General features: G+C 67.8%; 23 protein-coding genes and 1 tRNA gene. 11 read left to right on the forward strand and 13 right to left on the reverse strand.

Going from position 1 to position 24,591, the window contains the following annotated elements; all coding sequences use genetic code 11:
- Window positions 1–54 precede the first annotated feature (54 nt).
- From KWG56_RS15270 to KWG56_RS15280, 3 genes are all read right to left on the reverse strand, one after another.
- A complete protein-coding gene (locus tag KWG56_RS15270) occupies window positions 55–1,272 on the reverse strand; it encodes a BaiN/RdsA family NAD(P)/FAD-dependent oxidoreductase (RefSeq protein ID WP_219352789.1) in 1,218 nt (405 codons plus the stop codon).
- A 33-nt stretch (window positions 1,273–1,305) separates the two neighbouring features.
- On the reverse strand, window positions 1,306–2,697 hold the full coding sequence (ahcY, locus tag KWG56_RS15275) for an adenosylhomocysteinase (RefSeq protein ID WP_219352790.1): 1,392 nt from the start codon (window positions 2,695–2,697) through the stop codon (window positions 1,306–1,308).
- A 118-nt stretch (window positions 2,698–2,815) separates the two neighbouring features.
- Entirely contained in the window at window positions 2,816–3,196 is a 381-nt protein-coding gene (locus tag KWG56_RS15280; RefSeq protein ID WP_219352791.1) for a hypothetical protein, read from the reverse strand.
- Window positions 3,197–3,321: 125 nt separating this feature from the next.
- Here KWG56_RS15280 and KWG56_RS15285 point away from each other — a divergent pair, with 125 nt between their 5' ends.
- Window positions 3,322–4,113 (forward strand): SDR family oxidoreductase, encoded by a 792-nt coding sequence (locus KWG56_RS15285; protein WP_219352792.1) that lies wholly within the window; start codon window positions 3,322–3,324, stop codon window positions 4,111–4,113.
- On the opposite strand, the gene KWG56_RS15290 is transcribed toward KWG56_RS15285, so the two are convergent.
- The gene (locus KWG56_RS15290; protein WP_219352793.1) at window positions 4,100–5,095 is read right to left on the reverse strand and encodes a pepsin/retropepsin-like aspartic protease family protein; all 996 of its coding nucleotides are present in this window, start codon (window positions 5,093–5,095) and stop codon (window positions 4,100–4,102) included. The genes KWG56_RS15285 and KWG56_RS15290 overlap by 14 nt on opposite strands.
- Window positions 5,096–5,259: 164 nt before the next feature.
- On the opposite strand from KWG56_RS15290, the gene KWG56_RS15295 reads away from it, so the two are divergent.
- Window positions 5,260–5,616 carry a hypothetical protein gene (locus KWG56_RS15295; RefSeq protein ID WP_219352794.1) on the forward strand — a complete coding sequence of 119 codons (357 nt, stop codon included), beginning with the start codon at window positions 5,260–5,262 and terminating at the stop codon, window positions 5,614–5,616.
- A gap of 2 nt (window positions 5,617–5,618) precedes the next feature.
- Here KWG56_RS15295 and KWG56_RS15300 read toward each other — a convergent pair whose 3' ends face one another.
- From KWG56_RS15300 to fsa, 4 genes are read right to left on the reverse strand one after another with little or no spacing between them, the layout of a single operon-like run.
- Window positions 5,619–6,566 (reverse strand): 2-hydroxyacid dehydrogenase, encoded by a 948-nt coding sequence (locus KWG56_RS15300; RefSeq protein ID WP_219352795.1) that lies wholly within the window; start codon window positions 6,564–6,566, stop codon window positions 5,619–5,621.
- Between the two features lie 9 nt (window positions 6,567–6,575).
- Window positions 6,576–7,505, reverse strand: coding sequence for a tyrosine recombinase XerC (locus KWG56_RS15305; RefSeq protein ID WP_219352796.1), 930 nt, complete (start codon window positions 7,503–7,505; stop codon window positions 6,576–6,578).
- Between the two features lie 11 nt (window positions 7,506–7,516).
- Window positions 7,517–8,230: a DUF484 family protein gene (locus tag KWG56_RS15310; RefSeq protein WP_201098897.1), complete on the reverse strand. Its 714-nt coding sequence runs from the start codon at window positions 8,228–8,230 to the stop codon at window positions 7,517–7,519.
- 35 nt (window positions 8,231–8,265) lie between these two features.
- Window positions 8,266–8,919, reverse strand: a complete 654-nt coding sequence (gene fsa, locus KWG56_RS15315) for a fructose-6-phosphate aldolase (protein WP_219352797.1) — start codon at window positions 8,917–8,919, stop codon at window positions 8,266–8,268.
- Window positions 8,920–9,120: 201 nt separating this feature from the next.
- Here fsa and KWG56_RS15320 point away from each other — a divergent pair, with 201 nt between their 5' ends.
- A complete protein-coding gene (locus KWG56_RS15320; protein ID WP_219352798.1) occupies window positions 9,121–11,283 on the forward strand; it encodes a primosomal protein N' in 2,163 nt (720 codons plus the stop codon).
- 18 nt (window positions 11,284–11,301) lie between these two features.
- Here KWG56_RS15320 and KWG56_RS15325 read toward each other — a convergent pair whose 3' ends face one another.
- Both KWG56_RS15325 and KWG56_RS15330 read right to left on the reverse strand, forming a co-directional pair.
- Window positions 11,302–11,697, reverse strand: coding sequence for a Tat pathway signal protein (locus KWG56_RS15325; protein ID WP_219352799.1), 396 nt, complete (start codon window positions 11,695–11,697; stop codon window positions 11,302–11,304).
- Between the two features lie 67 nt (window positions 11,698–11,764).
- Window positions 11,765–11,840, reverse strand: a tRNA-Ala gene (locus KWG56_RS15330).
- A gap of 161 nt (window positions 11,841–12,001) precedes the next feature.
- Here KWG56_RS15330 and KWG56_RS15335 point away from each other — a divergent pair.
- The 6 genes from KWG56_RS15335 to KWG56_RS15360 all read left to right on the forward strand — a co-directional run bounded on the left by KWG56_RS15335 (window position 12,002) and on the right by KWG56_RS15360 (window position 18,063).
- A complete protein-coding gene (locus KWG56_RS15335) occupies window positions 12,002–12,307 on the forward strand; it encodes a YggT family protein (RefSeq protein ID WP_201098358.1) in 306 nt (101 codons plus the stop codon).
- 149 nt (window positions 12,308–12,456) lie between these two features.
- Entirely contained in the window at window positions 12,457–13,338 is an 882-nt protein-coding gene (locus KWG56_RS15340) for a 3-hydroxybutyryl-CoA dehydrogenase (RefSeq protein WP_219352800.1), read from the forward strand.
- Entirely contained in the window at window positions 13,335–13,895 is a 561-nt protein-coding gene (locus KWG56_RS15345) for a phthalate transporter (protein ID WP_219352801.1), read from the forward strand. The genes KWG56_RS15340 and KWG56_RS15345 overlap by 4 nt, the downstream gene beginning before the upstream one ends.
- A gap of 28 nt (window positions 13,896–13,923) precedes the next feature.
- Window positions 13,924–15,168: a DUF418 domain-containing protein gene (locus KWG56_RS15350; protein WP_219352802.1), complete on the forward strand. Its 1,245-nt coding sequence runs from the start codon at window positions 13,924–13,926 to the stop codon at window positions 15,166–15,168.
- Between the two features lie 40 nt (window positions 15,169–15,208).
- A complete protein-coding gene (cobT, locus tag KWG56_RS15355) occupies window positions 15,209–17,092 on the forward strand; it encodes a cobaltochelatase subunit CobT (protein WP_219352803.1) in 1,884 nt (627 codons plus the stop codon).
- On the forward strand, window positions 17,089–18,063 hold the full coding sequence (locus KWG56_RS15360; protein ID WP_219352804.1) for an esterase-like activity of phytase family protein: 975 nt from the start codon (window positions 17,089–17,091) through the stop codon (window positions 18,061–18,063). The genes cobT and KWG56_RS15360 overlap by 4 nt, the downstream gene beginning before the upstream one ends.
- A gap of 24 nt (window positions 18,064–18,087) precedes the next feature.
- On the opposite strand, the gene KWG56_RS15365 is transcribed toward KWG56_RS15360, so the two are convergent.
- From KWG56_RS15365 to otsB, 3 genes are read right to left on the reverse strand one after another with little or no spacing between them, the layout of a single operon-like run.
- Window positions 18,088–19,500: an alpha,alpha-trehalose-phosphate synthase (UDP-forming) gene (locus KWG56_RS15365; RefSeq protein ID WP_201098346.1), complete on the reverse strand. Its 1,413-nt coding sequence runs from the start codon at window positions 19,498–19,500 to the stop codon at window positions 18,088–18,090.
- Window positions 19,501–19,555: 55 nt separating this feature from the next.
- Window positions 19,556–21,340 (reverse strand): glycoside hydrolase family 15 protein, encoded by a 1,785-nt coding sequence (locus KWG56_RS15370; RefSeq protein WP_219352805.1) that lies wholly within the window; start codon window positions 21,338–21,340, stop codon window positions 19,556–19,558.
- Between the two features lie 14 nt (window positions 21,341–21,354).
- A complete protein-coding gene (gene otsB / locus KWG56_RS15375) occupies window positions 21,355–22,119 on the reverse strand; it encodes a trehalose-phosphatase (protein ID WP_373274034.1) in 765 nt (254 codons plus the stop codon).
- Window positions 22,120–22,289: 170 nt separating this feature from the next.
- Between otsB and KWG56_RS15380 the strand changes: the two genes are divergently transcribed.
- Window positions 22,290–23,282: a KpsF/GutQ family sugar-phosphate isomerase gene (locus KWG56_RS15380; RefSeq protein WP_219352806.1), complete on the forward strand. Its 993-nt coding sequence runs from the start codon at window positions 22,290–22,292 to the stop codon at window positions 23,280–23,282.
- Between the two features lie 10 nt (window positions 23,283–23,292).
- Entirely contained in the window at window positions 23,293–24,576 is a 1,284-nt protein-coding gene (locus KWG56_RS15385; protein WP_219352807.1) for a glycosyltransferase family 4 protein, read from the forward strand.
- Window positions 24,577–24,591: the final 15 nt, after the last annotated feature.

Raw genomic sequence — 24,591 nt, forward strand, 5'->3', positions numbered from 1 at the left:
CCGTGGCCCCCGCCATGCGTCGCGGGGCCGCAGGGGGCGTTATGCGGTTTCAGATCAGGCGTTCTGGCCCGCAGCCCAGCCGGACGACCAGGCCCACTGGAAATTATAGCCGCCCAGCCAGCCGGTCACATCAACCGCTTCGCCGATGAAATAGAGGCCGGGAACGGACTTGGCCTGCAGGGTCTGCTGGTCCAGGGCCGCCGTATCGACGCCGCCCAGGGTGACCTCGGCGGTGCGGTAACCCTCTGATCCCACGGGTTTGACGCTCCAGGCGTTCACCGCCTGATCCAGACGACGCAGCACCTTGTCGGACAGGTCCGCCAGATTGCCCGCCGCCCCTTCACGCTCGCACAGGCTTTCGGCCAGACGACGGGGGATGATGTGGCCGAGCGCCGTGTGGATCGCCTGACGCCCGTTCGCCGCCTTGGCCGCCTTCAGTTCGTCGAAGATGTTCCGTCCCGGCGCCATCGACGCCACGATGGCCTCGCCCTCGCGCCAGTAGGAGCTGATCTGCAGGATGGCCGGGCCGCTGAGACCGCGGTGGGTGAACAGCATGGCCTCGGTGAAGCTGGCCTTGCGCGTCCTGGCCTCAGCCTTTGTTTCGGGGGCGGAGGCGACGACGGCGTCCACCGCCACGCCCGCCAGCGGCGTCAGCGTCTCCAGCAGTCCGGCCTCGAAGGTCAGGGGCACCAGGGCGGGGCGGGTGTCGGTGACGCGGATGTCGAACTGGCGCGCGACCTCATAGGCCCAGCCGGTCGCCCCCATCTTGGGGATCGACTTGCCGCCCGTCGCCACGACCAGAGACGCCGCCGTGACCTGTGATCCGTCAGACAGGGCGGTCGTGAAGCCGTCGCCGCTGCGGGCCAGGCGCTCCACGCCGGTCTTCATTTTCAGGGTCACGCCCGCCGCCGCCATGTCGTCCGTCAGCATACGGATGATCTGCTTGGCGCTGTCGTCGCAGAACAGCTGGCCCAGCGTCTTTTCGTGCCAGCCGATACCGGCCTTATCGATGCGCTTGATGAAATCGTGCTGGGTGTAGCGGCGCAGGGCCGAGGTGGCGAACCGGGGGTTCTCGCCCAGGAAGTTCGCGGGACCGCAGCCCAGATTGGTGAAGTTGCAACGGCCGCCGCCGGAGATGCGGATCTTCTCGCCCGGTCGGTCGGCGTGATCGACGACCAGGACGCGCCGCCCCCGACGTGCGGCCTCGATGGCGCACATCATGCCGGCGGCGCCAGCCCCGACGACGAGGACGTCGTAAGACGCCCTCGTCACTTGGAACCTCGCGGTTCCAGCCTCGGGGAGAGCTTAGTAACGGTAGTGATCCGCCTTGAACGGGCCTTCGACCGGCACGTTGATGTAGTCGGCCTGGTCCTTGGTCAGGGTGGTCAGCTTGGCGCCTAGCTTGGCCAGGTGCAGGAAGGCGACCTTCTCGTCCAGGTGCTTGGGCAGGGTGTAGACCTTGTTCTCGTACTTGTCGGCGTTGGTCCACAGTTCGATCTGGGCCAGGGTCTGGTTGGTGAAGGACGCCGACATCACGAAGGACGGGTGGCCCGTGGCGTTGCCCAGGTTCACCAGACGGCCTTCCGACAGCAGGATGATCTTCTTGCCGTCCGGGAATTCGACGTGGTGGACCTGCGGCTTGATCTCGTCCCACTTGAAGTTCTTCAGGCCCGCGACCTGAATCTCGCTGTCGAAATGGCCGATGTTGCAGACGATGGCGTTGTTCTTCATCCGGCGCATGTGCTCGACCGTGATGACGTCCTTGTTGCCCGTCGTCGTGACATAGATGTCGGCGCGGTCGGCGGCGTCGTCCAGGGTCTGGACCTCATAGCCTTCCATCGCGGCCTGCAGGGCGCAGATGGGGTCGATTTCGGTGACGATAACGCGGGCGCCGCCCTGACGCAGCGAAGCGGCCGAGCCCTTGCCCACGTCGCCGTAGCCGCAGACCACGGCGACCTTGCCCGACAGCATGACGTCGGTGCCGCGACGGATGGCGTCGACCAGGCTCTCACGGCAGCCGTACAGGTTGTCGAACTTGGACTTGGTGACGCTGTCGTTGACGTTGATGGCGGGGAAGGGCAGCTCGCCCTTTTCGGCCATCTGGTACAGGCGGTGCACGCCCGTGGTGGTTTCTTCCGACACGCCGCCGATGGCGTCGCGGATGGCCGAATAGAAGCCGGGCTTTTCGGCGATGTAGCGCTTCATCACCGCGAACAGGGCTTCTTCTTCTTCGTTCTGCGGGTTGGCCAGGACCGAGATGTCCTTCTCGGCCTTGGGACCCAGAACGGTCAGCAGGGTGGCGTCGCCGCCGTCGTCCAGGATCAGGTTCGGATAGCCGCCGTCAGCCCATTCGAAAATCTTGTGCGCATAGTCCCAGTATTCCACCAGCGTCTCGCCCTTGGTGGCGAAGACCGGGGTGCCGTTGGCCGCGATGGCGGCGGCGGCGTGGTCCTGTGTCGAGAAGATGTTGCACGAGGCCCAGCGCACTTCGGCGCCCAGGGCTTCCAGCGTCTGGATCAGGACCGCCGTCTGGATGGTCATGTGCAGCGAACCGGCGATGCGGGCGCCCTTCAGCGGCTGGCTGGCGCCGAATTCGTCGCGCAGCGCCATCAGGCCCGGCATTTCGGTTTCGGCGATCGCGATTTCCTTATTGCCCCAGTCGGCCAGGGTGATGTCGCGAACAATATAGTCGGTCATGGTCAGGCTCCTGGCCGGATGGGGCCGAATGGGGTCGAACGAGGGATTTGAGCCCTCCTTAACCCGACAGGCTTCCTGGAGCAATAAACATATAAGGAAATCCTTATATGTGGGTCGATCAGGCCTTCAGACTGACATATCCGCGCTCAACCATGCGCCGCAGGGCGTCATAGACCTCGACCAATTCTTCAAATGCGGTGCGTGCGGCCGTCAGGCGAGCGGCCTGGTCGGGCGTGACCGGCGATCCTGAATGGGCCAGGCGCAGCGCCTCCGCCGCCCATTTGGCCCGCGCCGTCGCCGTCAGCAACGCCAGTTTCTGCATCGCCGCGGCGTCCAGGTTGTTCAGGCTCTGGCCGATGATTTCGCGGTTGGCGACATAGGCGGCGTAGTCGATCTGCTCCAACTGGCCGCGCAGACGGCGCTGCTCCTGCGGATCGGTGTCCTGCGGCTCGAAATGGTCGCTGTAGCGGCGTGTGCTCGAAGTCATCTTGGTCGACATGACGGCCCCTCCCGGCCTGTCGCGAAGGCCATAGGCGATGAAGGGTGCGCTTTGTCGGTTAACGACGCGTTGCGGATCGCGCTTCAGCGCCGATATGGAAGGCGACGCCCAGCAAGGAGATCGACATGGACCTGAAACTGACCGGAAAACGCGCCCTGATCTGCGGCGGATCCTCGGGTCTGGGCCGGGCGGTGGCGACGGCGCTGGTCGCGGAAGGCGCCCATGTCGCCCTGCTGTCGCGCGATGCGGCCAAGCTTCAGGCGGTCGCCGGCGAACTGAACGCCGCAGGTCCCGGCAAGGCGGTGGCGGTCACCGCCGATCTGTCCGATCACGAGGCCCTGCTCAAGGCCGCCGATCTGGCTGAGGAGCTGCTGGGCGGCCATATCGAGATCCTGCTGAACAACACGGGCGGACCGCCGCCGTCGGGCGTGTCGAACCTGGAGCCGACGGTATGGCGCGATCATTTCGAATCCATGGTGCTGTCGGTCTTCCGCCTGACGGACCGGGTGCTGCCTCGCATGCGGGCGGCGGGCTGGGGCCGCATTCTGAACGTCGCCTCGATAACAGTGGTGGAGCCGTCGGCGGCGCTGGGCGTGTCCAACACCCTGCGGGCCTCGGTCGCGGCCTGGGCCAAGACCCTGGCCAACGAGGTCGGCCCCGACGGGGTGACGGTCAACACCCTGCTGCCGGGCCGCATCGACACCCCGCGCATCCAGAGCCTGGACAAGTCCGCCGCCGAACGCACCGGCGTGACCCCTGCGGAGGCTCGCGCGGAATCGGTGAAATCCATCCCCGTCGGCCGCATCGGCACGACCGAGGAGTTCGGCGCCGTCGCCGCCTTCCTGGCCAGCCCGTTGGCCGCCTATGTCACCGGCTCGCTGATCCGTCTGGACGGGGGGGCGATCAAGGCGATCTGACCTCGGGTCTGGGCGCAGGGCGGCGAAGCAGGCCACCGAAGGTCACGCGGTTGCGGCCGTAGTCCAGGCTGATGCGGCTGAACCGGGTCAGGAGGTCGCCGCCCAGCAGCAGGGCTGGCTGCTCGATCAGGTTCATGACGCCAAAGGCGTGCAGGTCGGCGAACAGCAGGGGCGTCGGCCCGAGCGCCCGGCCCGCCACCTTCAGCGACCGCACGGTTCCCGTCTGGGCCGTGACCCCGCCGCCGACAATGCCGAGCAGACGGACCATGCGGGCGGCGTCATTGGACTGGCTGACCCCGACCGCCCGCATGAGGGCCAGGTTGCCGATGGAATACTGCGCCCCGCTGTCGATGAAGGCGGACACGTCGACGCCATCCGCCTCGACCCGGGTCAGGATCAATTGGCCGGATTGGCCCCGGCGCCCGGTGACGACGACCTCTCGCTGCCGCAGGCTGTAGCTGGCCTGGGCGTCGCGTAGGACAGGGGCGTCGCGGGAGCCCGACTGTGAAAGGGTCACCCGCCGCGCGCTCATGTCCAGGGTCAGGCGGAACCGCGACAGCAGGTCCAGCCCCAGCAGGCCGTCGGCGCCCAGAAGGCTGCGGGGAAAGACCGGAAGGGTCAGGTCGGTGAAACTCTGGCGTCCGATGTCGATCCGGGCGACCCGCACCGTCGGCGTGATCTCGGCGGCGGTGACCCCGTGCACATTGACCGAAGGGCCGGGCGGCAGGCCCAGGCTCTGGGCCAGTTCAACGGAGACGGCGCTGGCCTCGGCGCCGGTGTCGATGAAGAACAGACGCGGACTGTCGCCCTCCAACCGGACCTCGACCCCCATCCGGGTCAGCAGGTTCTGCAGCAGCCGCACTTCTTCGGAAGGGGAGGACTGATCCTGGGCGGCGGCCAGAAAGGGGGTTGAGGCCAAGAGGCCCAGCGCATCGCGTCGCGATGCGGTCGGCGGCGTCGGATCGTGAACTGGCGGGCGCAAACGCCTGTCCTCCTCAAGCCCCAGCGGGCCGTGACGAACTATAGACCTTCAGGATGACGGAAAAGCCGAGCCTGCTCGTCATCCTGAAGGAAAAGAACGGACATCGTGCGGCTGGCCAATCCTGAGTTGCGGCAGTAGTCTTGGTCCACCACAGGAGGCCGCCCATGCTGACCCTTCTCGCGCTTGCCCTGTCCGGCCAGTTGGCCGTTTCGCCGCCGCCGCGCTCCGTTGACCAAACACCTGTCGTTTCCGTCAGGGACAGGCTGCTTCAGATCTGCAGCGATGGTTTGATTCAGGCCGATTTGACGCCGTCGACATCGGCGGGATCGACGCTGTCGACTCTGCGCTTCGATGGCGCCCAGACACCGGACGGACAGGTCCGAAAATACATGCTTTTGGATCGTCGCGATCAGAACAACTGTCCGCTGCCGATCAGCTATGCCGTGCCGGACCAGCCGCGTGCTCTGGGCCGGGTGATAGGCGAACACTCGCCGCAGGCGTCGGCCCCACAAAACCGCTAAGTCTATTCGGGAACCGGCGAAACGGGCGGCTTGCCGGCGAAGACGGCCTGCAGATTGGCGATCATGCGCTCGGCCATGGCGGTGCGGGTCTCGACGGTGGCCGAGGCGACGTGGGGCGCAAGGACGCAGCGGTCGCTGTCGCTCAGGGCCTGCGGCACACTGGGTTCGTCGGCGAAGACGTCCAGCCCTGCGCCGCCCAGACGGCCGTGGGTCAGGGCCTCGATCAGCGCCGCCTGATCCACCACCTCGCCGCGCGCCACATTGATCAGGACGCCGGTGGGGCCAAGCGCCTCCAGAACCTCGGCCGAGACCAGGCCGCGTGTCGCGTCGCCCCCCGGCACGATGACGATCAGCACATCGACCGAGGCGGCCAGATCGACCAGCCGGGGTTCATGCCGCCACGGGGCGCCCGCGACGGGGTTGCGGGTGTGATAGGCGATCTTTCCGGCGAAGGGGGCCAGGCGGCTGGCGATGGCCTGGCCGATCCGGCCCAGACCCAACAGGCCGTAGCGCAGACCGCTGGCGGTGCGCGACAGGGGCGGCGGCCCGTCCTCAGCCCAGCGTCCGGCGCGGACATAGGCGTCCATCGCGGGCAGGCGGCGCAGGGTCGCCAGCGTCAGCAGCAGGGCCATGTCCGCCACATCGTCGTTCAGCACGTCCGGCGTATGGGTGACCACGATCCCGCGCGACCGGGCGTGGGCCAGATCGACCAGGTCATAGCCGACGGCATGGACCGAGATGATCTTCAGATTGGGCAGGGCGTCCATCAGCCGGGCGTCGACAGGCGACGATCCGGCGGCGGCTATGGCGGTGATGCGTTCGGCCGCCTGCGGCGGGGGCAGACCGTCCGGGCCGGGGCGATGCACGGTCCAGCCCAGCGACGGGGCGCGACGGGTCAGAAGATCATCGGCGAGGCCGGGCAGACCGATGGCGAGAATGTCGTGGCTCATGCGCCCAATCTAGGCGCGGGGGTGGGCCGCCGCATAGGCGTTCAAAAGTCTATCGGCGTCGACGCCGGTGTATTTCTGGGTCGTCGACAGACTGGCGTGGCCGAGAAGCTCCTGGATCGACCGCAGGTCGGCGCCTGCCCCCAGCAGGTGGGTCGCGAAACTGTGGCGCAGGGCGTGGGGCGTGGTGCGCTCCGGCAGGCCCAGCCGTCCGCGCAGCCTCTGGACGCTGGCCTGAACGTGACGGGGGCTGAGCGGTCCGCCGCGTCGGGCGCGGAACAGGGCGTCGCTCGGCTGAAGCGGGAAAGGCTGCAGCGCCAGATAGGCGTCCACCGCTTCGCGCACGGCGGGCAGGACCGGCACGATCCGGGTCTTCGATCCCTTGCCGATGATGCGCACCGTCTCACCCAGCGGGGCGTCGGCGCGGGTCAGGCTCAGGGCCTCTGATATCCGCAGGCCGCAGCCGTACAGCAGGGTCAGGACGGCCCGGTCGCGCGCAGCCTCCCACGGTTCGGCGTCGGGATCGGCGTCAGGTTCGGCCAAGAGGCCGCGCGCCTGGTCCTCGGTCACCGGACGGGGCAGGGAGGGCTTGATGCGCGGGCCGCGCACCAGCGCCAACTGCGGAGCGGGCGTGTCCATTCGCCGGTCCAGAAAGGCGTGAAACCCTCGAATGGCCGACAGGCTCTGGCTCAGCGACCGCGCGCCGAGAGAATGATCGCCGGCCTCCTTTGAACCTTGGCGCCGCTCGGCCATATGGGCGCGCACCTCGGCGGCCGTGATGGTTCCCATGGCCTTCAGCGACAGGGTCTCGCCGCGATGACGCTCCAGAAAGGCGACATAGAGCCGCCCGATATGGCCGTAGGCCTCCAGCGTCCGGGGCGACAGCCGTCGCTCATGCGCCAGATGCTCCAGCCAGGCCATTAGGGCCTCTGAGGCGGTCATGCCAGCACTTGTCAGACCAGCACAGGCCATCGCTCGGCCATCCGTTCCGTCACCCGCGCCAGGAAGGCCGCCAGTTCGCAGCCCATATTGGGGGTGAAGCCGTCTTCCTCGGGCGAGCCGAAGGCGCAGATGCAGGGGCGCGGCGGTTCGCCCGGCGTCAGATGCGGGGCCATGCGGACCAGGGCGATGGACTTCACCTGATCCTCGACGGCGCCGAAGAAGTTCAGCCCCTCGATCATCGGGCCAAGCCAGATCAGGCCGTGTTCGCCCAGCAGATTGTCGACGTCGCCTTCTTCCAGCGCGCGCCAGCCGAACGGCACGCCGCCGGGCTTCTCCATGGCGATGGCGGCGCCCGCCAGGCCGAACCGACCCTGGGCCGCCCCGTCCAGCCGCCGGGCCAGGTCGGAATGATTGCGCGCCTCCATCAGGTCCAGGGTGGCGACATGGGTCTGGGTCTGGGCGGCGAAATTGGCGCGGGCGATGGTCTCGACCTCGCGCCGGGCGCCGGTCTCGCGCTCGACCACGGCTTCGAGCCGGGTCAGGGCGGCGGCGCCGAAATCCACGACATTGCGGCCATGCGGACGCAGACCGATCTCCTCCAGCAGGGACCGGTCGTCCAGCAGGGTCTGGGGATGGGTCTGCAGCCAGCCGCGCACCTCGGGCCAATGCAGATTGTCGCCCAGATGCGGGGTTGCGTCCGTTTCCGACGTTTCAAAGAGGCCCAATGAATCGCTCAAGAGACCTCTCCGAGAACGCAATGTTACAGAATCGACTGGCCGGTCTTGCCCCAGTCCGCCAGGAAGGCATCAAGCCCCTTGTCGGTTAACGGGTGCTTTACCAGGGCCTTGAAAGTGTCCGCGCTGAAGGTGGCGGCGTCCGATCCGGCGACGGCGGCGGCGGTCACATGGGCGACATTGCGCAGCGACGCGGCCAGGATTTCCGTCTCGAAGCCATGCACGTCATACAGGACGCGGATTTCCTCCAGCAGGGCGATGCCGTCCGCGCCATTGTCCTCCAGACGACCGACGAAGGGCGACACGAAGGTCGCACCCGCCTTGGCCGCCAGCATGGCCTGGGCCGCCGAGAAGCACAGGGTGACGTTGGTCTTGATCCCCTTGTCCGAAAACACGCGGCAGGCCCGCAGCCCGTCCCAGGTCAGGGGCAGCTTCACCACGACGTTGGGGGCGATGGCGGCCAGCTTGTCGCCTTCCTTGACCATGGTCTCGAAATCGGTCGCGACGGCCTCTGCAGAGATCGGCCCCTCGACGAGCGCGCAAATCTCAGCAATGACCTCGGCGATGTTCCGACCCGACTTGGCGATCAGCGACGGATTGGTGGTGACCCCATCGACCATGCCCGTGGGCAGCAGTTCCTTGATGGAGGCGATGTCGGCGGTGTCGAGAAAGAGTTTCATGAGATGGGGTTTTAGCGTCACCGAAGCGTGGAGGCGAGCCTCTTTCTCCTCCCTGTTCGCGCAGCGGATGGGGAGGTGGCGCGGCGCCTGCCGGGGCCGTGACGGAGGGGGCTTTTCAGTATTGCGGACCGTTGTGAGACTTCAAGAACCCCTCCACCGCTTCGCGGTCCCCCTCCCCATGTCATGGGGAGGAGAGGAACAATGAAAGTCGCCTCGGTCCTCATTCCCCTGCCCGTGCCGGAGGCCTTCGATTATGAAGTCCCCGAGGGGCTGAACCTGACGCGCGGCGATCAGGTGGCGGCGCCGCTCGGCCCACGCCTGGTGCGCGGCGTGGTCGCCGAGGTGTTCGAGACGACCGGATCGAACCGGCGGCTGAAGGCGGTGGACGCGCGTCTGGATGATCCGCCCCTGCCGCCGCGCGTGGTGGACTTTGTCGAATGGGCCGCGCGATGGACTCTGTCGCCGCCGGGCGAGATGGCGGCGACGGCCCTGAAGGGTCTGCGGGCGCCGCGTCCGCGCCCTGAACGCCGGGTGCGCCGCGTGGAGCGACGCCAGCCTCTTCGCGCCACGCCGGCCCGGCTGGCGGTGCTGGAGGCCCTGGGCGCACAGACCCTGACGCCTGCCGATCTGGCCCGCGCCGCCGGGGTGTCCTCCGGCGTCATCAAGGGCCTGGTCGACGAGGGGGTGCTGGAGGCGGTCGAGATCGCGGCGGAGGCGGCCTTCGACGCCCCCGATCCCGACCATGCCCCCGCCACTTTGAACGGCGATCAGGTGGCGGCGGCTGAGGCCCTGTCCCAGGGCGTGGCTGACGGCGGGTTCAAGCCCTTTCTGCTGGACGGGGTGACCGGTTCGGGCAAGACCGAGGCCTATCTGGAGGCCATCGCGCGGGTGCTGCGCGCCGAGCCCACGGCCCAGATCCTGATCCTGCTGCCCGAAATCGCCCTGACCCAGGCCCTGATCGAGCGGATCGCCGCCCGCTTCGGCGCCGCCCCCGCCGAATGGCATTCCGGCGTCGCCCCGCCCCGCCGTCGTCAGGTGTGGGAGGCGGTGTCGGCAGGCCGCTGCAACATCGTCGTCGGCGCCCGCTCGGCCCTGTTCCTGCCCTTCGTCAACCTGCGCTTGCTGATCGTGGACGAAGAACACGACACCTCGTTCAAACAGGAGGAGGGCCTCGTCTATCATGGCCGCGACCTGGCCGTGGCACGGGCGCGGATCGAGGGGGCGGCGGTGGTCCTGGCCTCGGCGACGCCGTCGTTGGAGACATTGTGGAACGCCCAGCAGGGGCGCTACGCCTGGCTGAAGCTGGGCGCGCGTCACGGCGTGGCGGTGATGCCGGACATCGCCCTGCTGGACCTGCGCCAGAACCCGCCTGATCCCCAGACCTGGCTGTCCCAGCCCCTGCGCGAAGCCATCGGCGAGACCCTGATCCGCAAGGAGCAGGTGCTGCTGTTCCTGAACCGGCGCGGCTATGCGCCCGTGGTCCTGTGCCGGGCCTGCGGGCACCGGCTGACCGCGCCCGACACCGACAGCTGGCTGGTCGAGCATCGCTACACCGGGCGGCTGGTCTGCCATCTGACCGGCTTCTCCATGCCGCGACCCAAGCTGTGCCCGTCATGCGGAGCAGAGGATTCGCTGGTCTCCGTCGGCCCCGGCGTCGAACGGGTCGAGGAGGAGGTCCGCCAGCTGTTCCCCGAGGCCCGCACCGCCGTCTTCAGCTCCGACACCGTGCCGGACGGCAAGTCCGCTCGCGCCCTGATCCAGCGGATGACGGACGGCGAGATCGATATTCTGGTCGCCACCCAGGCGGCGGCCAAGGGGCATAACTTCCCCGGGCTGACGCTTGTGGGCGTGGTGGACGCGGACCTAGGGCTTCGCGGCGGCGACCTGCGCGCGGCCGAACGCACCTATCAGCTGCTGGCCCAGGCGACAGGTCGGGCGGGTCGTGCGGACAAGCCGGGACGGGCCCTGCTCCAGACCTGGACGCCCGAACATCCGGTGCTGATGGCCCTGGCCGCCGGGGATCGCGACGCCTTCGTCGAGGCCGAGATGGCCGAGCGCGAGGCCGCATCCCTGCCGCCCTATGGCCGTCTGGCGGCGATCATCCTGTCCAGCGAGAATGCGCAGGCGGTCGAGAAGCTGGCCAATGATCTGGCCCAGGCCATTCCCAACGCCGAACGGCTGGAGGTTTACGGCCCCGCAGACGCCCCCTTGGCCCTGGTGCGGGGACGCAGGCGCAAGCGGCTGCTGGTGCGCGCCGACCGGGACGTCAACATCCAGGCCTTCCTGCGCGCCTGGCTGTCGCGGGTCAAGGTTCCGGGTTCGGTCCGCCTGACGGTGGACGTGGACCCCTATTCGTTCCTGTAGAGCCTCGGCACGGCGGCGTCAGAGCGCCATCACCGTGCCCAGCAGCAGCCGCGCGCCCGCCCGGCCCAAGGCCGCATTGGTCGCCCCCTGCAGGGCCGCCGCAAGCTGATCGACGTCCGGCGGCATTCCGGGCCGCATCCCGCTGGCGAACCTCTGGGCCGCCTCATTATAGGCCGAGCGCAAACGCGGACCCGATGCCCGCACCCGCGCCCTCAGGGCCGCATCCGGCACATCCACGCCCGTCTCGATCGACAGAACGCCCCGCCGGCCATTGGCCAGCAAGATGGTGGCCGTCACGACTGGCAGCCGGAAATAGGTCTCCGCCGACGCAGGCGCAGCCCCACCCGAAGACGCCTTGGCCGGAGCAGCTGCCGCCGCCACAGCGGCCAGACCCAAAAGTGCGCGACGATCCATGCGCACACCCTGCACAGCACCGCTTAAGACCGGGTTACGCTGTTCGATCTGATTTCTGCGGACCGCCTGGTGGAGCCGAGGGGAATCGAACCCCTGACCTCGTCATTGCGAACGACGCGCTCTACCAACTGAGCTACGGCCCCGTTTCCAGTGCTGGATCGGGCCCCAGGCGAGGTCGGGACATAAGAGGGGCGCGGGCGCGGTGTCAACGGGCTTGTGCGCGCAATGGGCGCAGGGGCGACGCCTGGATTGTCGGGCGGCGGGCGACAGTCTAGAAGCCGGTTTCGCTCTAGGGAGACACTTCATGGGTTACGCCATCGTCTGGCTGATCAACACCATCATCAGTCTGATGATCTGGTTCATCATCGCGCAGGCCATCCTGAGCTGGCTGGTGGCCTTTGACGTGGTCAACTACCGCAATCGTTTCGTCTATTCGGTCGGCACCTTCCTGGACCGGATCACCAGCCCGCTGCTGGAGCCGTTCCGCCGCATGATCCCCAGCCTGGGCGGCATCGACATCTCGCCCATCGTGGTGATCCTGCTGCTGCAGTTCGTGACCGTGCTGTTCAACCGCTCGGCGGCGCCCGCTCTGATCGCCATGCTGGGCTGAGACGCAACCGCCGGGCGCGCCCGGCGGTCCGGACCGGGGTTCGCGGCGACACGAAAGGGTCGGAATCTGACCTTGGGGCGCCGATGGCCCCTTGCGCCGCGCTCGCACCTTCCTAAGGTGCCCGCCCCGACCATTTTCGACCACGGTTCATGAGCACGATCTCCACAGTCGCCGTCATCGGCGCCGGACAGATGGGCGCAGGCATCGCCCACGCGGTGTCCCTGGGCGGTTATTCTGTCCGGCTTTATGACGTGAACGCCCAGCGCCTGCCCTTGGCCCAGGGCGAGATCGCGGCCAGTCTTGCGCGTCATACGGGCCGCGGCCTGATCGCCCAGGCCGACGCCGATGCGGCCCTGAAACGCATCACCGCCGTCACCACCATCGCAGACGCCGTCACGGGAGCAGACCTGGTGATCGAGGCGGCGCTGGAGGACGAGGCGGTCAAGAAGGGCGTCTACACCCAGGTCATTCCGCATCTGGGGCCGCAGACGCTGCTGGCGTCCAACACCTCCTCGATCTCGATCACCCGTCTGGCCTCGGCGACGGACCGGCCCGACCGGTTCGTGGGCCTGCACTTCATGAAGCCCGCGCCGGTAATGAAGCTGGTGGAGATCATCCGCGGCATCGCCACCTCGGCCGAAACCCATTCCGCCGCCGTCGCCTTCGCCGAGAGCCTGGGCAAGACCACCACCGACGCCGAGGATTTCCCGGCCTTCATCGTCAACCGCATCCTGGTGCCGATGATGAATGAGGCGATCTTCGCCCTGTATGAAGGGGTCGGCAATGTCGCCTCCATCGACAAGGCCCTGCGTCTGGGCGCCAATCACCCGATGGGGCCGCTGGAGCTGGCCGACTTCATGGGGCTGGACGTGGTGCTGGCCATCATGAACGTGCTGTACGACGGCCTGGCCGACAGCAAATACCGGCCCTGTCCGCTGCTGGTGAAATATGTCGAGGCGGGGTGGCTGGGCCGCAAGAGCGGGCGCGGCTTCTATGACTATTCGGGCGAAACCCCGGTGCCGACACGATGAGCGGCCGGTTCGAGAGCTATGAGGATCTGCCCGGTCAGGCGCGGATCGTCGAGCGTCCGGGCTCTGTCTTCACGATCGCCGCCGCCCTGGCCGGGGCCGCCTGGCCGCCGCTGATCCTGACCCTGCCGATCTGGCCGCCCAGTTCATGGATGCCGGGCTGGGAGCTGGACTGGCGGCTGATGGTGCTGGTCATCGGCCTGATCGCCGCACCGCTGGGCCTGTGGCGGGTGCAGGTCGAGCGTCGCCGCAACGGCAGGCCGGGTTCGCGCCTGGGCGTGGTCTGGCGCTTCATGCTGTTCGGCGGACTGCTGGCGGCGGTGCTTCAGGTGGTCATGGCCCTGGCCCTGACGGCGCTGGGCGCGATGGCGTCGGGCAACGTCATGCAGGCCCTGGGCGCCGCGGAGACCACTCTGCTGATCTTCGGCGTGGGCGCCCTGCCCCTGTCGATCATCGTCGGCATCAGCTACGGCCTGTGGGCGGGCCTATGCGCGGCCTTCATCGCCTTTGAGGCCAAGCCGGTGGTCAAGGATCGCCTGGGATTGATGCCCAGGACCTGAATAGAACGGGCGAGGCTTGGGGGATCCGATGTCTGACGCAGCTGGAATTCAGGCAGGAATTCAGGCCTTGGCGCCGGTCGCGCCGCGTTTGCGGATCGCGTCTCTGGACGCCATGCGGGGGCTGGCGATCCTGGGCATACTGGCGGTCAACGCCTCGGCTTTCTCATTGCCCTTCATGGCCTATGGCGAGCCTGCGCTAAGCCCGTTTGCGCTGGTCGGCGCCAACGCCGTGGCGCGTTGGGCGGTCGAGGTCTTCTTCGAGCAGAAATTCCTGACCCTGTTCGCCCTGCTGTTCGGGGCGTCCCTGTATCTGGTCGGCGGCGAGCGCAGCGATGCGGCGCGCGGGCGTCTGTTGCGGCGGCGCCTGTTCTGGCTGGCGGTCATCGGCCTGATCCACGGTCTGGTCCTGTGGTACGGCGACGTGCTGCTGCTCTACGCCTGGTCCGGTCTGTTCGTGATGCTGATGCGGTCGATGTCCGCCCGGCGTTTGATCGCCATCGGCCTGGGGGCGACGCTGGTGATGGGGGGGCTGCACGCGGTCATGGCCTGGCTGGCGGTGTCGGGCCCGGAGGCTCTGGTCAATGAGATGCAGGGCGGGGCGCCCGGTTTCGACGTCGCCGCCGTTCAGGCCTCCATCGCCGCCTATCGCAGCGGCTGGGGCGCGGCCATGGGGCAGAACCTGTCGGCCTGGCTGTTCGTCCAGGGCATGAGCGTGACCGTGTTCGTCTTTTCGACCATCCCGCTGATGATGCTGGGCATGGGGCTGTTCAAGTCGGGCTTCTTCGGCGGACAGGCCTCGACGCGGACCTATCTTGTGGTGGCCGCTGTCGGCGCGACGATGCTGGCCCTGTTGGGCGGGCTGAAATGGATCGAGGTCATGGCGCCTGCGGGCGGCCATCCGACCGGTGGTCTGGCGGATGCGGCCATGGCTTTCCCGATCCTGATCACCCTGGGCTACGCCAGCCTGATCATCCTGTTGACCACGCGCGGTCTGGACTGGGCGACGGCGGCGTTGAGGCCGGTGGGGCGGATGGCCTTCACCAACTATCTGACCCAGACCCTGATCATGACCACCATCTTCTACATGCCGTGGGGGCCGCGCCTGTTCGGACAGGTGGATTATGTCGGGCAGTGGGGCGTGGTTGTCGTCGTCTGGGCGCTGCAGCTGATCTGGTCGCCGCTGTGGCTGGCGCGGTTCAGCATGGGGCCGCTGGAGTGGGTGTGGCGCTGCCTGACCTACGGCCGCCGGGTGCCGATTCTAAAACAGGGCTGAGAGCGCTTTTATCGCGGGCGGTTAGCGACTAACTGAAGGCATGGCCGCCCCGGATACTCCCGCCGAAACCTTCAAGCGCGCGCTGGGCCATGCCGCCCGCGCCCTGGCTGAACAGCCGGAACTGGAAGTCGTGTTCGGCTCCGACGGGCCGAAAATGGTTGGCGGCGTCCTGACCCTGCCCCATCCGCCCCGCGATCCGTCCGGGCCTGAAAGCGCGTCGCTGCGCGGTCAGGCCGACCGGCTGGCCCTGCGCCTGGCCAATCATGATCCGGCTGTGGACGGGCGGCTGCGCCCCACCGACAGCAAGGCCGCCGAGGTGTTCGAGGCCGCCGAACAGGCGCGGGTCGAGGCGGTCGGGTCCGAGTTTCTGGCCGGGGTGCGCGGCAATCTGGACGCCGCCCTGGTCACGCGCCTGGAGCGGACAGGCGCCCTGCGCATCAACGAGCCGGAGCGGGTGCCGGTGTCCGAGGCCGTGGCCCTGCTGGTGCGCGAACGGCTGACCGGACGGCCTGCCCCGGACGGCGCCAGGGCCATGCTGGATCTGGTGCGGGCCAATATCGAGGCCAAGGCCGGCGAGAAGCTGGACGCCCTGGCGGCTGCGGCGGGTGATCAGGCCGCCTTCGCCCTGAAGCTGCGCGAGGTGCTGCGCGCGCTTGACCTCGATCCCGCCGACGGGCGCGGCGAGGACGCGTCCGAAGATCCCGGCGACGAGGAGCCGGACCCCCAGGATCCTGCGTCTGACGACGATCAGGATGAGGAAGAAGAGGAGGACGGCGGCGAAGGCTCGCAGTCGATGGAGGGCGACGCCGACGATCAGTCTTCGGAGGATGAACGCGAGAGCCGCCCCGAAGGCGCGCCCGCCGACCCTGACGGCCAGGCCTCCGACGAAGGCCCCGAACTGCAGGAGGGCGAACAGCCCAACCGCCAGCAGACCGCCGACGACGGCCGGGCCATTGACGCCTACCGCGTCTTCACCACCGCCTATGACGAGGTGGTGGACGCCGCCGACCTGTGCGACCCGATGGAGCTGGATCGCCTGCGCGTCCTGCTGGACGGCCAGCTGGCGGTGCTGTCCAGCGTGGTCTCGCGCCTGGCCAACAAACTGCAGCGCCGTCTGCTGGCCCAGCAGAACCGATCCTGGATCTTCGATCTGGAAGAGGGGATGCTGGACACCGCGCGCCTGACCCGGATCGTCACCGACGTCACCGCCCCCCTGTCGTTCAAGGCCGAGAGCGAAAGCCCGTTCCGCGACACGGTGGTGACTCTGCTGCTGGACAACTCCGGCTCCATGCGCGGGCGCCCGATCATGGTGGCGGCGGTCTGCGCCGACATCCTGGCGCGGACGCTGGAGCGGTGCGGGGTCAAGGTCGAGATTCTGGGCTTCACCACGCGCGCCTGGAAGGGCGGGCAGAGCCGCGAAGCCTGGATCAGCGCGGGAAAGCCCGCCAATCCGGGCCGTCTGAACGACCTGCGCCACATCATCTACAAGGCCGCCGACGCGCCGTGGCGCCGGGCCAAGAAGAACCTGGGCCTGATGATGCGCGAAGGCCTGTTGAAGGAAAACATCGACGGCGAGGCCCTGCAGTGGGCGCACGGGCGCCTTTTGGCCCGCACCGAGCAGCGCCGCATCCTGATGGTCATTTCCGACGGTTCGCCGGTCGACGACTCGACCCAGTCGGCCAACGCCGCCCTCTATCTGGACAAGCACCTGCGTCAGGTGATCGCCGAGATCGAGGATCGCTCGCCGGTCGAGCTTCTGGCCATCGGCATCGGCCATGACGTGACCCGCTGGTACCGCAAGGCCCTGACCATTGTGGACGTGGAGCAGCTGGCCGGGGCCATGACCGAGAAGCTGGCCGAACTGTTCGAGGCTGACAGCGCCGCCGGCCCGACGCGGCGGGTTCAGAAGAAACGCGCGGCGTGAAACGGATTCGCCGTCTGACGGCGGTCTGGGCGGCCCTGACCCTGACGGCCTGTGCGGCGTCGCTGGGACCGCCGCAACCCTATCCTCTGGTCACGGACGGATGGACGCCAGCGGCTGTGCAACTTCGCAGCGTCGGTCTGGGCCTGCCGGGCGGCGTGGTGCTGGCGTCCGGCGTGACCTATGCGGGCGGGCTGGCGGTCATCGCCGACCCGACCTCGCCAGTTCACAGCCTGTCGGACCTGAAGCTGACCGGCGACGGCGGCGTGGTCATGGTGTCGGATTTCGGCGATCTGGTCATCGCCGACCTGCGGCTGGATGGGCAGGGGCGTCTGGTCGGACTGGACCATCTGCGCACCCGCCGCCTGACACTGCAGAACGGTCAGCCCATCGCCGACAAGCGTGACGGCGACGCCGAAGGCCTGGCCCTGACCCCGCACGGCGACCTGCTGGTCAGTTTCGAGCGGAACCATCGGCTGTGGAATTACGGCCCCCTGTCGGCCATTCGGCCCGACCCGCAGGCCTTGCGCATTCCCGATTTCGACTTCGCCGAGAATGACGGGATGGAGGCGGTGTCGATCACCGCCGACGGATGGCGCATCGCGGGCGAGGCAGGCGGCCTGTGGGACTGCACCCCTGCGCGTTGCGTGGTGGTGACATCGCCGCCGCAGACGCCGGTTCCCCTCAGCGGCTGGCGCATCACCGGCATGGACCGCGACCCGTCGGGCGACGGCTGGTTCGTGGTCGAGCGCCGCTATCGCGCGCCCATCGACCTGCGCGCCCGCATTCGCCGCCTGTCGCTGGACGGGTCGCTGGGGCCGGTGCTGGTTGAGTTGAAGCTGCCGGGAACGACGGATAATTTCGAAGGGGTCGCAGCCGAGCGGCGGGGCGACGCGACGCGGCTCTACATCCTGTCCGACGACAATTTCAATCCGATGCAACGCACCCTGCTGCTGGCCTTCGACCTGCGCTGATGCCCGAGTGGGGCGAAACGGGGGCTAGGCCGCCCCCGGCCACTGGCTGTTTTCCGGCTCGCCGTCGGCGGGCAGCAGGGCCTTGACGAAGGCGTCGCGCCAGATGCCGACGTCGGTGTCGCGCACCACCTGCATCAACGCCTCCCATTTGCGGATGCGCTCGTCCAGCGGCATGGTCAGGGCCTTGTGGATGGCGTCGGATAACTCCTCGCGGCTGTAGGGATTGACCAGCAGGGCCTCGCCCATCTGCTCGGCCGCGCCCGCGAACCGCGAAAGGATCAGCACGCCGGGATCTTCCGGGTTCTGGGCGCAGACATATTCCTTGGCCACCAGGTTCATGCCGTCGCGCAGGGGCGTGACCAGACCCACCCGCGCCGCCCGATAGATGCCCGCCAGCTGGTCGCGGCGATAGGTGCGGTTCAGATAGCGGATCGGCTGCCAGTCCATGTCGCCAAAGGCGCCGTTGATCCGCCCGGCCAGGGCGTCCAGCCGCGCGCGGATGTCCTGATAGGAATCCACGTCGTCGCGTGAGATCGGCGTCACCTGCAACAGGAAGACCTCGCCCCGCATCGACGGATTGTCCTGCAGGAACTGCTCATAGCCCAGCAGCCGCTCCTCCAGCCCCTTGGAGTAGTCCAGCCGGTCCACGCCGACGATCATCTTGCGGAAGGCGGCGGAGGCGGCCATCCGGTCATAGGTCCGCGCCCCCAGCGTCGAGTTGCGCGCGGCCAGGAAGCCCTCGACGTCGATGCCGATGGGGAAGACACCCGTCTGGACGCGGCGTCCGAAACACTCCAGCCCGCCGTCGCCGAACAGTTCGCCCCGCGCCTCGCTGACCACATAGTCGGTGAACAGGTCGCTCCATTCCTGGGTGTGGAAGCCGATCAGGTCGAAGTCGAACATGGATTCCACCAGACGCCGGTGGTGGGGCAGGGTGACCAGAAGCTGGCGCGTCGGCCAGGGGGTGTGCAGGAAGAAGCCGATCCGGTTGCGCACGCCCAGGCGGCGCAGGTCCCGCGCCATCGGGATCATGTGATAGTCATGGATCCAGATCATGTCGTCGGGCTGGATCAGGGGCGCCAGAACCTCGGCGAAGCGGCGGTTCACCCGCTCATAACCCTCGCCGTATGACCGTTCGTACTGGGCCAGATCGGTGCGGTGGTGGAACAGGGGCCACAGGGTCTTGTTGGCGTAGCCGTTGTAATATTCGTCGACGTCGTGCGGCTCCAGATCGACCAGGGCCACCGTGACCCCGGCCCGATCCTCGATCTTCACCTCGCCGGTCCATTGTTCGACGGTTTCGCCGGACCAGCCGAACCACAGGCCGTCGTATTTCCGAAGGGCCGCAGACAGGGCCATGGCGAGGCCCCCGGCGGACCCGGCGGCGGGGTCCCTGGGTGCGGATACGCGGTTCGAAACAACGATCAGGCGGCTCATCTACTCACTGCTGGCGGCGTCCCCAGCCCAGGGACGGAAAAAGGCGGTTCAGGTCTTAACGCACGTCGGTCCAGGATCGGCTCAACAACACGGCGCAATTGATGATGCCGACCAGGGAATAGGTCTGCGGATAATTGCCCCACAGTTCTCCGTCCTCGATGGAGATGTCCTCGCTGAGGAGGCCCGCCGCCGTGCGGCGGCTCAGCATCTCCTCGAAGATGGTGCGGGCCTCGGCGGCGCGCCCGTTCTGCAGCAGGGCTTCGATGAACCAGAAGGTGCAGAAGTTGAAGGCCGTCTCTGGTTCGCCGAAATCGTCCGGCTCGACATAGCGGAACAGGAAGGCGCCCTTCTTCAGGTCGCGCTCGATGGCGTCGAAGGTGGCCACCTGACGCGGATCATGCGCCTCCAGGAAGCCCAGGTCTGTCATCTGCAGCAGCGAGGCGTCTAGTTCGCGATTGCCGAAGCTGGCGGCGAACCGTCCCTCGTCGGGCAGGAAGGCCTCGGCCTCGATCCGTTGACGGATGATGGCCGCTCGCTCGCGCCAGATCTCGCCGCGCGGCTGCAGGCCCAGATGGTCCGCCGCCTTGGCCAGACGGTCGCACGCCGCCCAGCACATGACCGAGGAATAGGTGTGGACCCGCGCGATGGTGCGGAACTCCCACAATCCGGCGTCGGTCTGGTCATGCATGGCGAAGGCGCGCTCGCCGACCTTCTCCAGCGCATGGAAATCCTCCACCGTGCCGGGCCGCAGCAGCCGCTGGTCATAAAAGGCCTGAACCAGCGGCAGGACGATCTGTCCGTACACGTCGTGTTGCAGATGCTCGTGCGCCTGATTGCCGATCCGCACCGGCTTCATGCCGCGATAGCCCTCGACGCTCTCGATGATGCTTTCACCGATGCCGGGCTCCAGGCCCACGCCATAGACCGGCTGGACGTGGCCGCCCGCCGCGTCATCGACCAGGTTTCTCAGATAGCCGAGATAGTTCTCAAGAATGTCCACCGCGCCCAGCCGGTTCAGCGCCCGCACCGTGTAGTAGGCGTCTCTGATCCAGCAGTAGCGGTAGTCCCAGTTGCGCCCGCTCTCGGGGAACTCGGGCACCGAGGTGGTCATGGCCGCGACGATGGCCCCTGTCTCTTCGTAGGCGCAGAGCTTCAGGGTGATGGCGGCGCGGATGACCGCGTCCTGCCAGTCCAGCGGCAGATACAGGGTCTGAACCCAGCTCTGCCAATAGTCCACCGTGCGATCCAGCGCGGCCTGAACCCCGGTGCTGATGTCCTGGTCATAGCCCTCGTCCGGGCCGAGGAAGAAGTAATAGGGCCGCTCCAGCCGGATCGTCCGTTCATTGAGAATGTGCGAGACCGGGCAGTCGGTGGTCAGGCGAAAGACGATGTCCGGGCAGATGAAGCGGATGTGGTTCGAGCCCGAGGTGTGGGGCGCGGCCCTGGCGCCCCAGTCCGTCGATGGGCGCAGCCTCATCCTGACACGCGGCGTGCCGTTCAGCGGCCGGACGATCCGCCCGAAGGCCAGCGGGCGATAGGTGCGGGCGTGTTTGGCGTGGCGGGGGGCGAAGTCGATGATCTCGACCGCCGCGCCGTCTCTGGCGGTCAGCACGGTGCGCAGCACAGGGGTGTTGCGCACATAGGCCTGGTCGACGCTGACCTGATCCTCCAGTTCGACGGCCCAGAAGCCGTGATCGGGCGTGTCGCCGTTCATCAGGGCGGAGAAGACCGGATCGCCGTCCACGCGCGGGGCGCAGGCCCAGACGAAGCGGCCTTGCCGATCGATCAGGGCGCTGATGGCGCAGTTGCCGATGGGCCAGAGATCCAGATTGGGTTTCATGCTCGCATTCAGGCTCACGTCTGGGCCTCGGCGAGGGCTTCCAGCCAGGTCAGGACGGCGTCGACGTCGTCCAGCCCGTAACGGGCGGCGGTCGGGCGGACGGGGCCGACCAGAACGCCGTAGCCGCCCAGGGCCTTGGCGGCCTCGAACCCGTCTTCATCGGTCACGTCGTCCCCGACCATGACGGGCAGGGCGTCTTTGAACGGCGCCTCGCGCATGAAGGCGGTCAAGGCCGTGCCCTTGGTCGCGCCGGGTGTCTTCAGCTCCAGCACCATATGGCCAGGCTGCAGCGTCAGACCGGTTTCGATCTGCAGGCGGTCGGCCAGCGCCTCGGCGGCGCGCGCCTGATCGGGGGCGCCGCGATAGTGGAGCCCGGCGGAAACCCCCTTGTCCTCGACGATCATGCCCGGACGGTGCGCAGCGAAGGCCTCAAAGGCCTCAAGCGCGTAGGCGACGCCGTCGTCGGCCGGTTTTCGCTCCGTCTCGCCATCATGACGCCGCCGCTCCAGCCCGTGCACGCCGGAGGCGGCGGTCAGGGCATGGTCGGAAATCCGGTCGATCTCGGCGATGGTGCGGCCGCTGATGATGGCGACGCGGCCCCCTAGACGAAGGTCGAGCGCCTTCAACGCGGCGGTGCGGCGGGCGACCGGCCCGACCTCTCCCGGCGTCGGGGCCAGGGGAGCCAGAACGCCGTCCATGTCCAGGAACAGGGCCATGTGGTCTCCCCGTACAGGCGGTGCAGGCAGGATGAGGTCGACGGTTCCGGCGCGAGACGGCATGAGGCTTCGGCTCTTTCTTTTGTTCCCCGGTGTTGCAACGCGCCAGACCGGCAAAGGTTGACCAGAAAGCGACAAAGGCGTCTGAAAAGGACGAGTTGCGCGCCACGCGCGGGTGGGGCAATGGCCGCAACCTCGAACAAAGGAGAGCCCGACTACGGGCCTGTCGCCAGATGACCGAGATCGAACATTCGTCGCCGGACGCCATCGCCGTCATGACCGAACGGGCGCGCGAGGTCGTCAAGCTGAACATGGAGGCGCTGGAGGCGCTGGAGCGCTCCATCGACGTCTCCATCGCCCGCGCCGTCGATGTGATCATGAGCCGCCCCGGCTATGTGGTCGTCACCGGCATGGGCAAGTCGGGCCATATCGGCGGCAAGATCGCCGCGACCCTGGCCTCGACGGGCACCAACGCCTTCTTCGTCCATCCGGCGGAAATGAGCCACGGCGACCTGGGCATGCTGCGTCCCGACGTGACCCTTCTGGCCATCTCCAATTCGGGCGAGAGCCGCGAACTGCGCGATCCCCTGATCTATTGCCAGCGCAACAACATCCCTGTCATCGCCATCACCCAGCGCCCGACCAGTTTCCTGGGCCGCAACGCCGCCGTCTGCCTGACCATGCCCAAGGTGGCAGAAGCCTGCCCCAACGGACTGGCCCCCACGACCTCGACCCTGATGACCCTGGCCCTGGGCGACGCCCTGGCCATGGTGCTGATGGATAGGCGAGAGTTCACGGCCATGGACTTCGGCCTCCATCATCCGGGCGGCGCCCTGGGCATGAGCCTGCAGAGCGTGCGCGAGTGGATGGGCGACAACGCCGCCGCCCCCGCCAGCGTGCCTCTGGGCGCCAGTTTCAGCGAAGTCGTCTCCGCCGTCACCGAGGGGCGCAAGGGCGCCGTCGCGGTTCTGGATGAGGCCGGTTCGCTGGTCGGAATCGTCACCGATGGCGACCTGCGCCGCGCCTTCCAGCGCGACATCAACGGCCTGACCGCGGCCGACATCATGGGCGCCAATCCGATCACGGTGGACACCAATGCGCGGATGAGCGACGTGGTCGATCTGCTGACGGCCAACAAGATCTCCAACCTGTTCGTGGTGGAGGAGGGGCGCCCCGTCGCCATCGTCCACATCGCCGAACTGATGCAGGCGGGCTACGTCGCCTGACCGCGTGACCATGAGAATCCTCTACGACGCCAGCCGGTTGATGAGCCGGGCCGACCGCTCCGCCCCCACCGGGGTGGACCGGGTCTGTCTGGCCTATGCCGAATGGTTGTTGTCGCGCTCTGACGTGACGACCATCCCCGTCCGGGGGCGCAAGAACCGGCTGGTCACCGTCGACGGCGACTGGTTCCGGCGCTTCGTTGTCGATCTGCGCGCGCGCTGGAACGGTGCGGTCAGCAGCCCTGACGATCTGGCGCATGAGGCTCGGTTGCTGCAGGCCCTGACGGCGCCGGACCGCCCCGCCGCCTCGGTCATCGGCGCCCCGCCCGCGCCCGCGCCGGAAAAGCCCGCCGACAAGACCCGGGTCTTGAAACAGTTTTTCCGCTCCAACCACGCGCAGCGTCTGCCGGGTGCCGACCTGTATCTGAGCGTCGGCCACACCACCCTGCATGAATCGACCGCCCTGCAGGAACTCGAGGCTGCTGGCGTCGAGCGGGTGATCCTGATCCACGACCTGATTCCGATCACCCACCCCGAGTTCTGCCGCCCTGGCGATGGCGACAAACACTATGCCCGGGTGGCCAACACCCTGCGCTACGCCAGCCGTGTGATCGTCAACTCGGCCTATACGGGCGATGAGCTGAGGGCCTTTGCGTCGCGAGAGGGGCTGCCCCAGCCGCCGATCCATGTCGCGCACCTGGGCTTGGAGCCTGCCTTTGTCGCGGGCGAGGCCATACAGGCGTCACGACCCTATTTCGTCCATGTCGGCACCATCGAGGCGCGCAAGAACCTGGCCCTGCTGCTGACCCTGTGGCGCAGGCTCGAGGAGCGGATGGGCGGCCAGACGCCCTCGCTGGTCCTGATCGGGCGTTACGGCTGGGAGAATGAGGCGGTGCTGGACCATCTGCAGCGTACACCCAATTTGCGCGGGGTCGTGCATCAGGCGGCCAATCTGTCGGATGTGGTTCTGGCGCGGTTGATGCGCGGTGCGCAGGCGGTTCTGGCGCCCTCGTCGGTGGAGGGGTTCGATCTGCCCGCCGTCGAGGCCTGCGCCATGGGCCTGCCGCTGATCGCCTCGGATATTCCGCCGCATCGTGAACTGACCCCCCACGCACAGATGGTCGATCCGCTGGATGGACTGGGTTGGCTGAACGTGATCCAACAGGCCGCCTCTGTCCCGCCGCCTTCCCCGTCCAGATATTCGGCCCCGACCTGGCCGGGGCATTTCCAGATCGTAGCCGACGCCATCGGCCTGAAACCCGTTTCGCCTCTGGCGAGCAGGGGCAAAGACTTGTAATCAATCCGCGAACGA

Origin of the sequence: Brevundimonas nasdae (assembly GCF_019395145.1) — a bacterium.
Lineage (GTDB): Bacteria > Pseudomonadota > Alphaproteobacteria > Caulobacterales > Caulobacteraceae > Brevundimonas > Brevundimonas nasdae.

Coding starts and splice junctions, on each gene's coding strand:
- ahcY (WP_219352790.1), bottom strand. CDS start 2,697: ATGACCGACTATATTGTTCGCGACATCACCCTGGCCGACTGGGGCAAT.
- KWG56_RS15280 (WP_219352791.1), bottom strand. CDS start 3,196: ATGTCGACCAAGATGACTTCGAGCACACGCCGCTACAGCGACCATTTC.
- KWG56_RS15285 (WP_219352792.1), top strand. CDS start 3,322: ATGGACCTGAAACTGACCGGAAAACGCGCCCTGATCTGCGGCGGATCC.
- KWG56_RS15295 (WP_219352794.1), top strand. CDS start 5,260: ATGCTGACCCTTCTCGCGCTTGCCCTGTCCGGCCAGTTGGCCGTTTCG.
- KWG56_RS15300 (WP_219352795.1), bottom strand. CDS start 6,566: ATGAGCCACGACATTCTCGCCATCGGTCTGCCCGGCCTCGCCGATGAT.
- KWG56_RS15305 (WP_219352796.1), bottom strand. CDS start 7,505: ATGACCGCCTCAGAGGCCCTAATGGCCTGGCTGGAGCATCTGGCGCAT.
- fsa (WP_219352797.1), bottom strand. CDS start 8,919: ATGAAACTCTTTCTCGACACCGCCGACATCGCCTCCATCAAGGAACTG.
- KWG56_RS15320 (WP_219352798.1), top strand. CDS start 9,121: ATGAAAGTCGCCTCGGTCCTCATTCCCCTGCCCGTGCCGGAGGCCTTC.
- KWG56_RS15325 (WP_219352799.1), bottom strand. CDS start 11,697: ATGGATCGTCGCGCACTTTTGGGTCTGGCCGCTGTGGCGGCGGCAGCT.
- KWG56_RS15335 (WP_201098358.1), top strand. CDS start 12,002: ATGGGTTACGCCATCGTCTGGCTGATCAACACCATCATCAGTCTGATG.
- KWG56_RS15340 (WP_219352800.1), top strand. CDS start 12,457: ATGAGCACGATCTCCACAGTCGCCGTCATCGGCGCCGGACAGATGGGC.
- KWG56_RS15345 (WP_219352801.1), top strand. CDS start 13,335: ATGAGCGGCCGGTTCGAGAGCTATGAGGATCTGCCCGGTCAGGCGCGG.
- KWG56_RS15350 (WP_219352802.1), top strand. CDS start 13,924: ATGTCTGACGCAGCTGGAATTCAGGCAGGAATTCAGGCCTTGGCGCCG.
- cobT (WP_219352803.1), top strand. CDS start 15,209: ATGGCCGCCCCGGATACTCCCGCCGAAACCTTCAAGCGCGCGCTGGGC.
- KWG56_RS15365 (WP_201098346.1), bottom strand. CDS start 19,500: ATGAGCCGCCTGATCGTTGTTTCGAACCGCGTATCCGCACCCAGGGAC.
- KWG56_RS15370 (WP_219352805.1), bottom strand. CDS start 21,340: ATGAAACCCAATCTGGATCTCTGGCCCATCGGCAACTGCGCCATCAGC.
- otsB (WP_373274034.1), bottom strand. CDS start 22,119: ATGCCGTCTCGCGCCGGAACCGTCGACCTCATCCTGCCTGCACCGCCT.
- KWG56_RS15380 (WP_219352806.1), top strand. CDS start 22,290: ATGACCGAGATCGAACATTCGTCGCCGGACGCCATCGCCGTCATGACC.
- KWG56_RS15385 (WP_219352807.1), top strand. CDS start 23,293: ATGAGAATCCTCTACGACGCCAGCCGGTTGATGAGCCGGGCCGACCGC.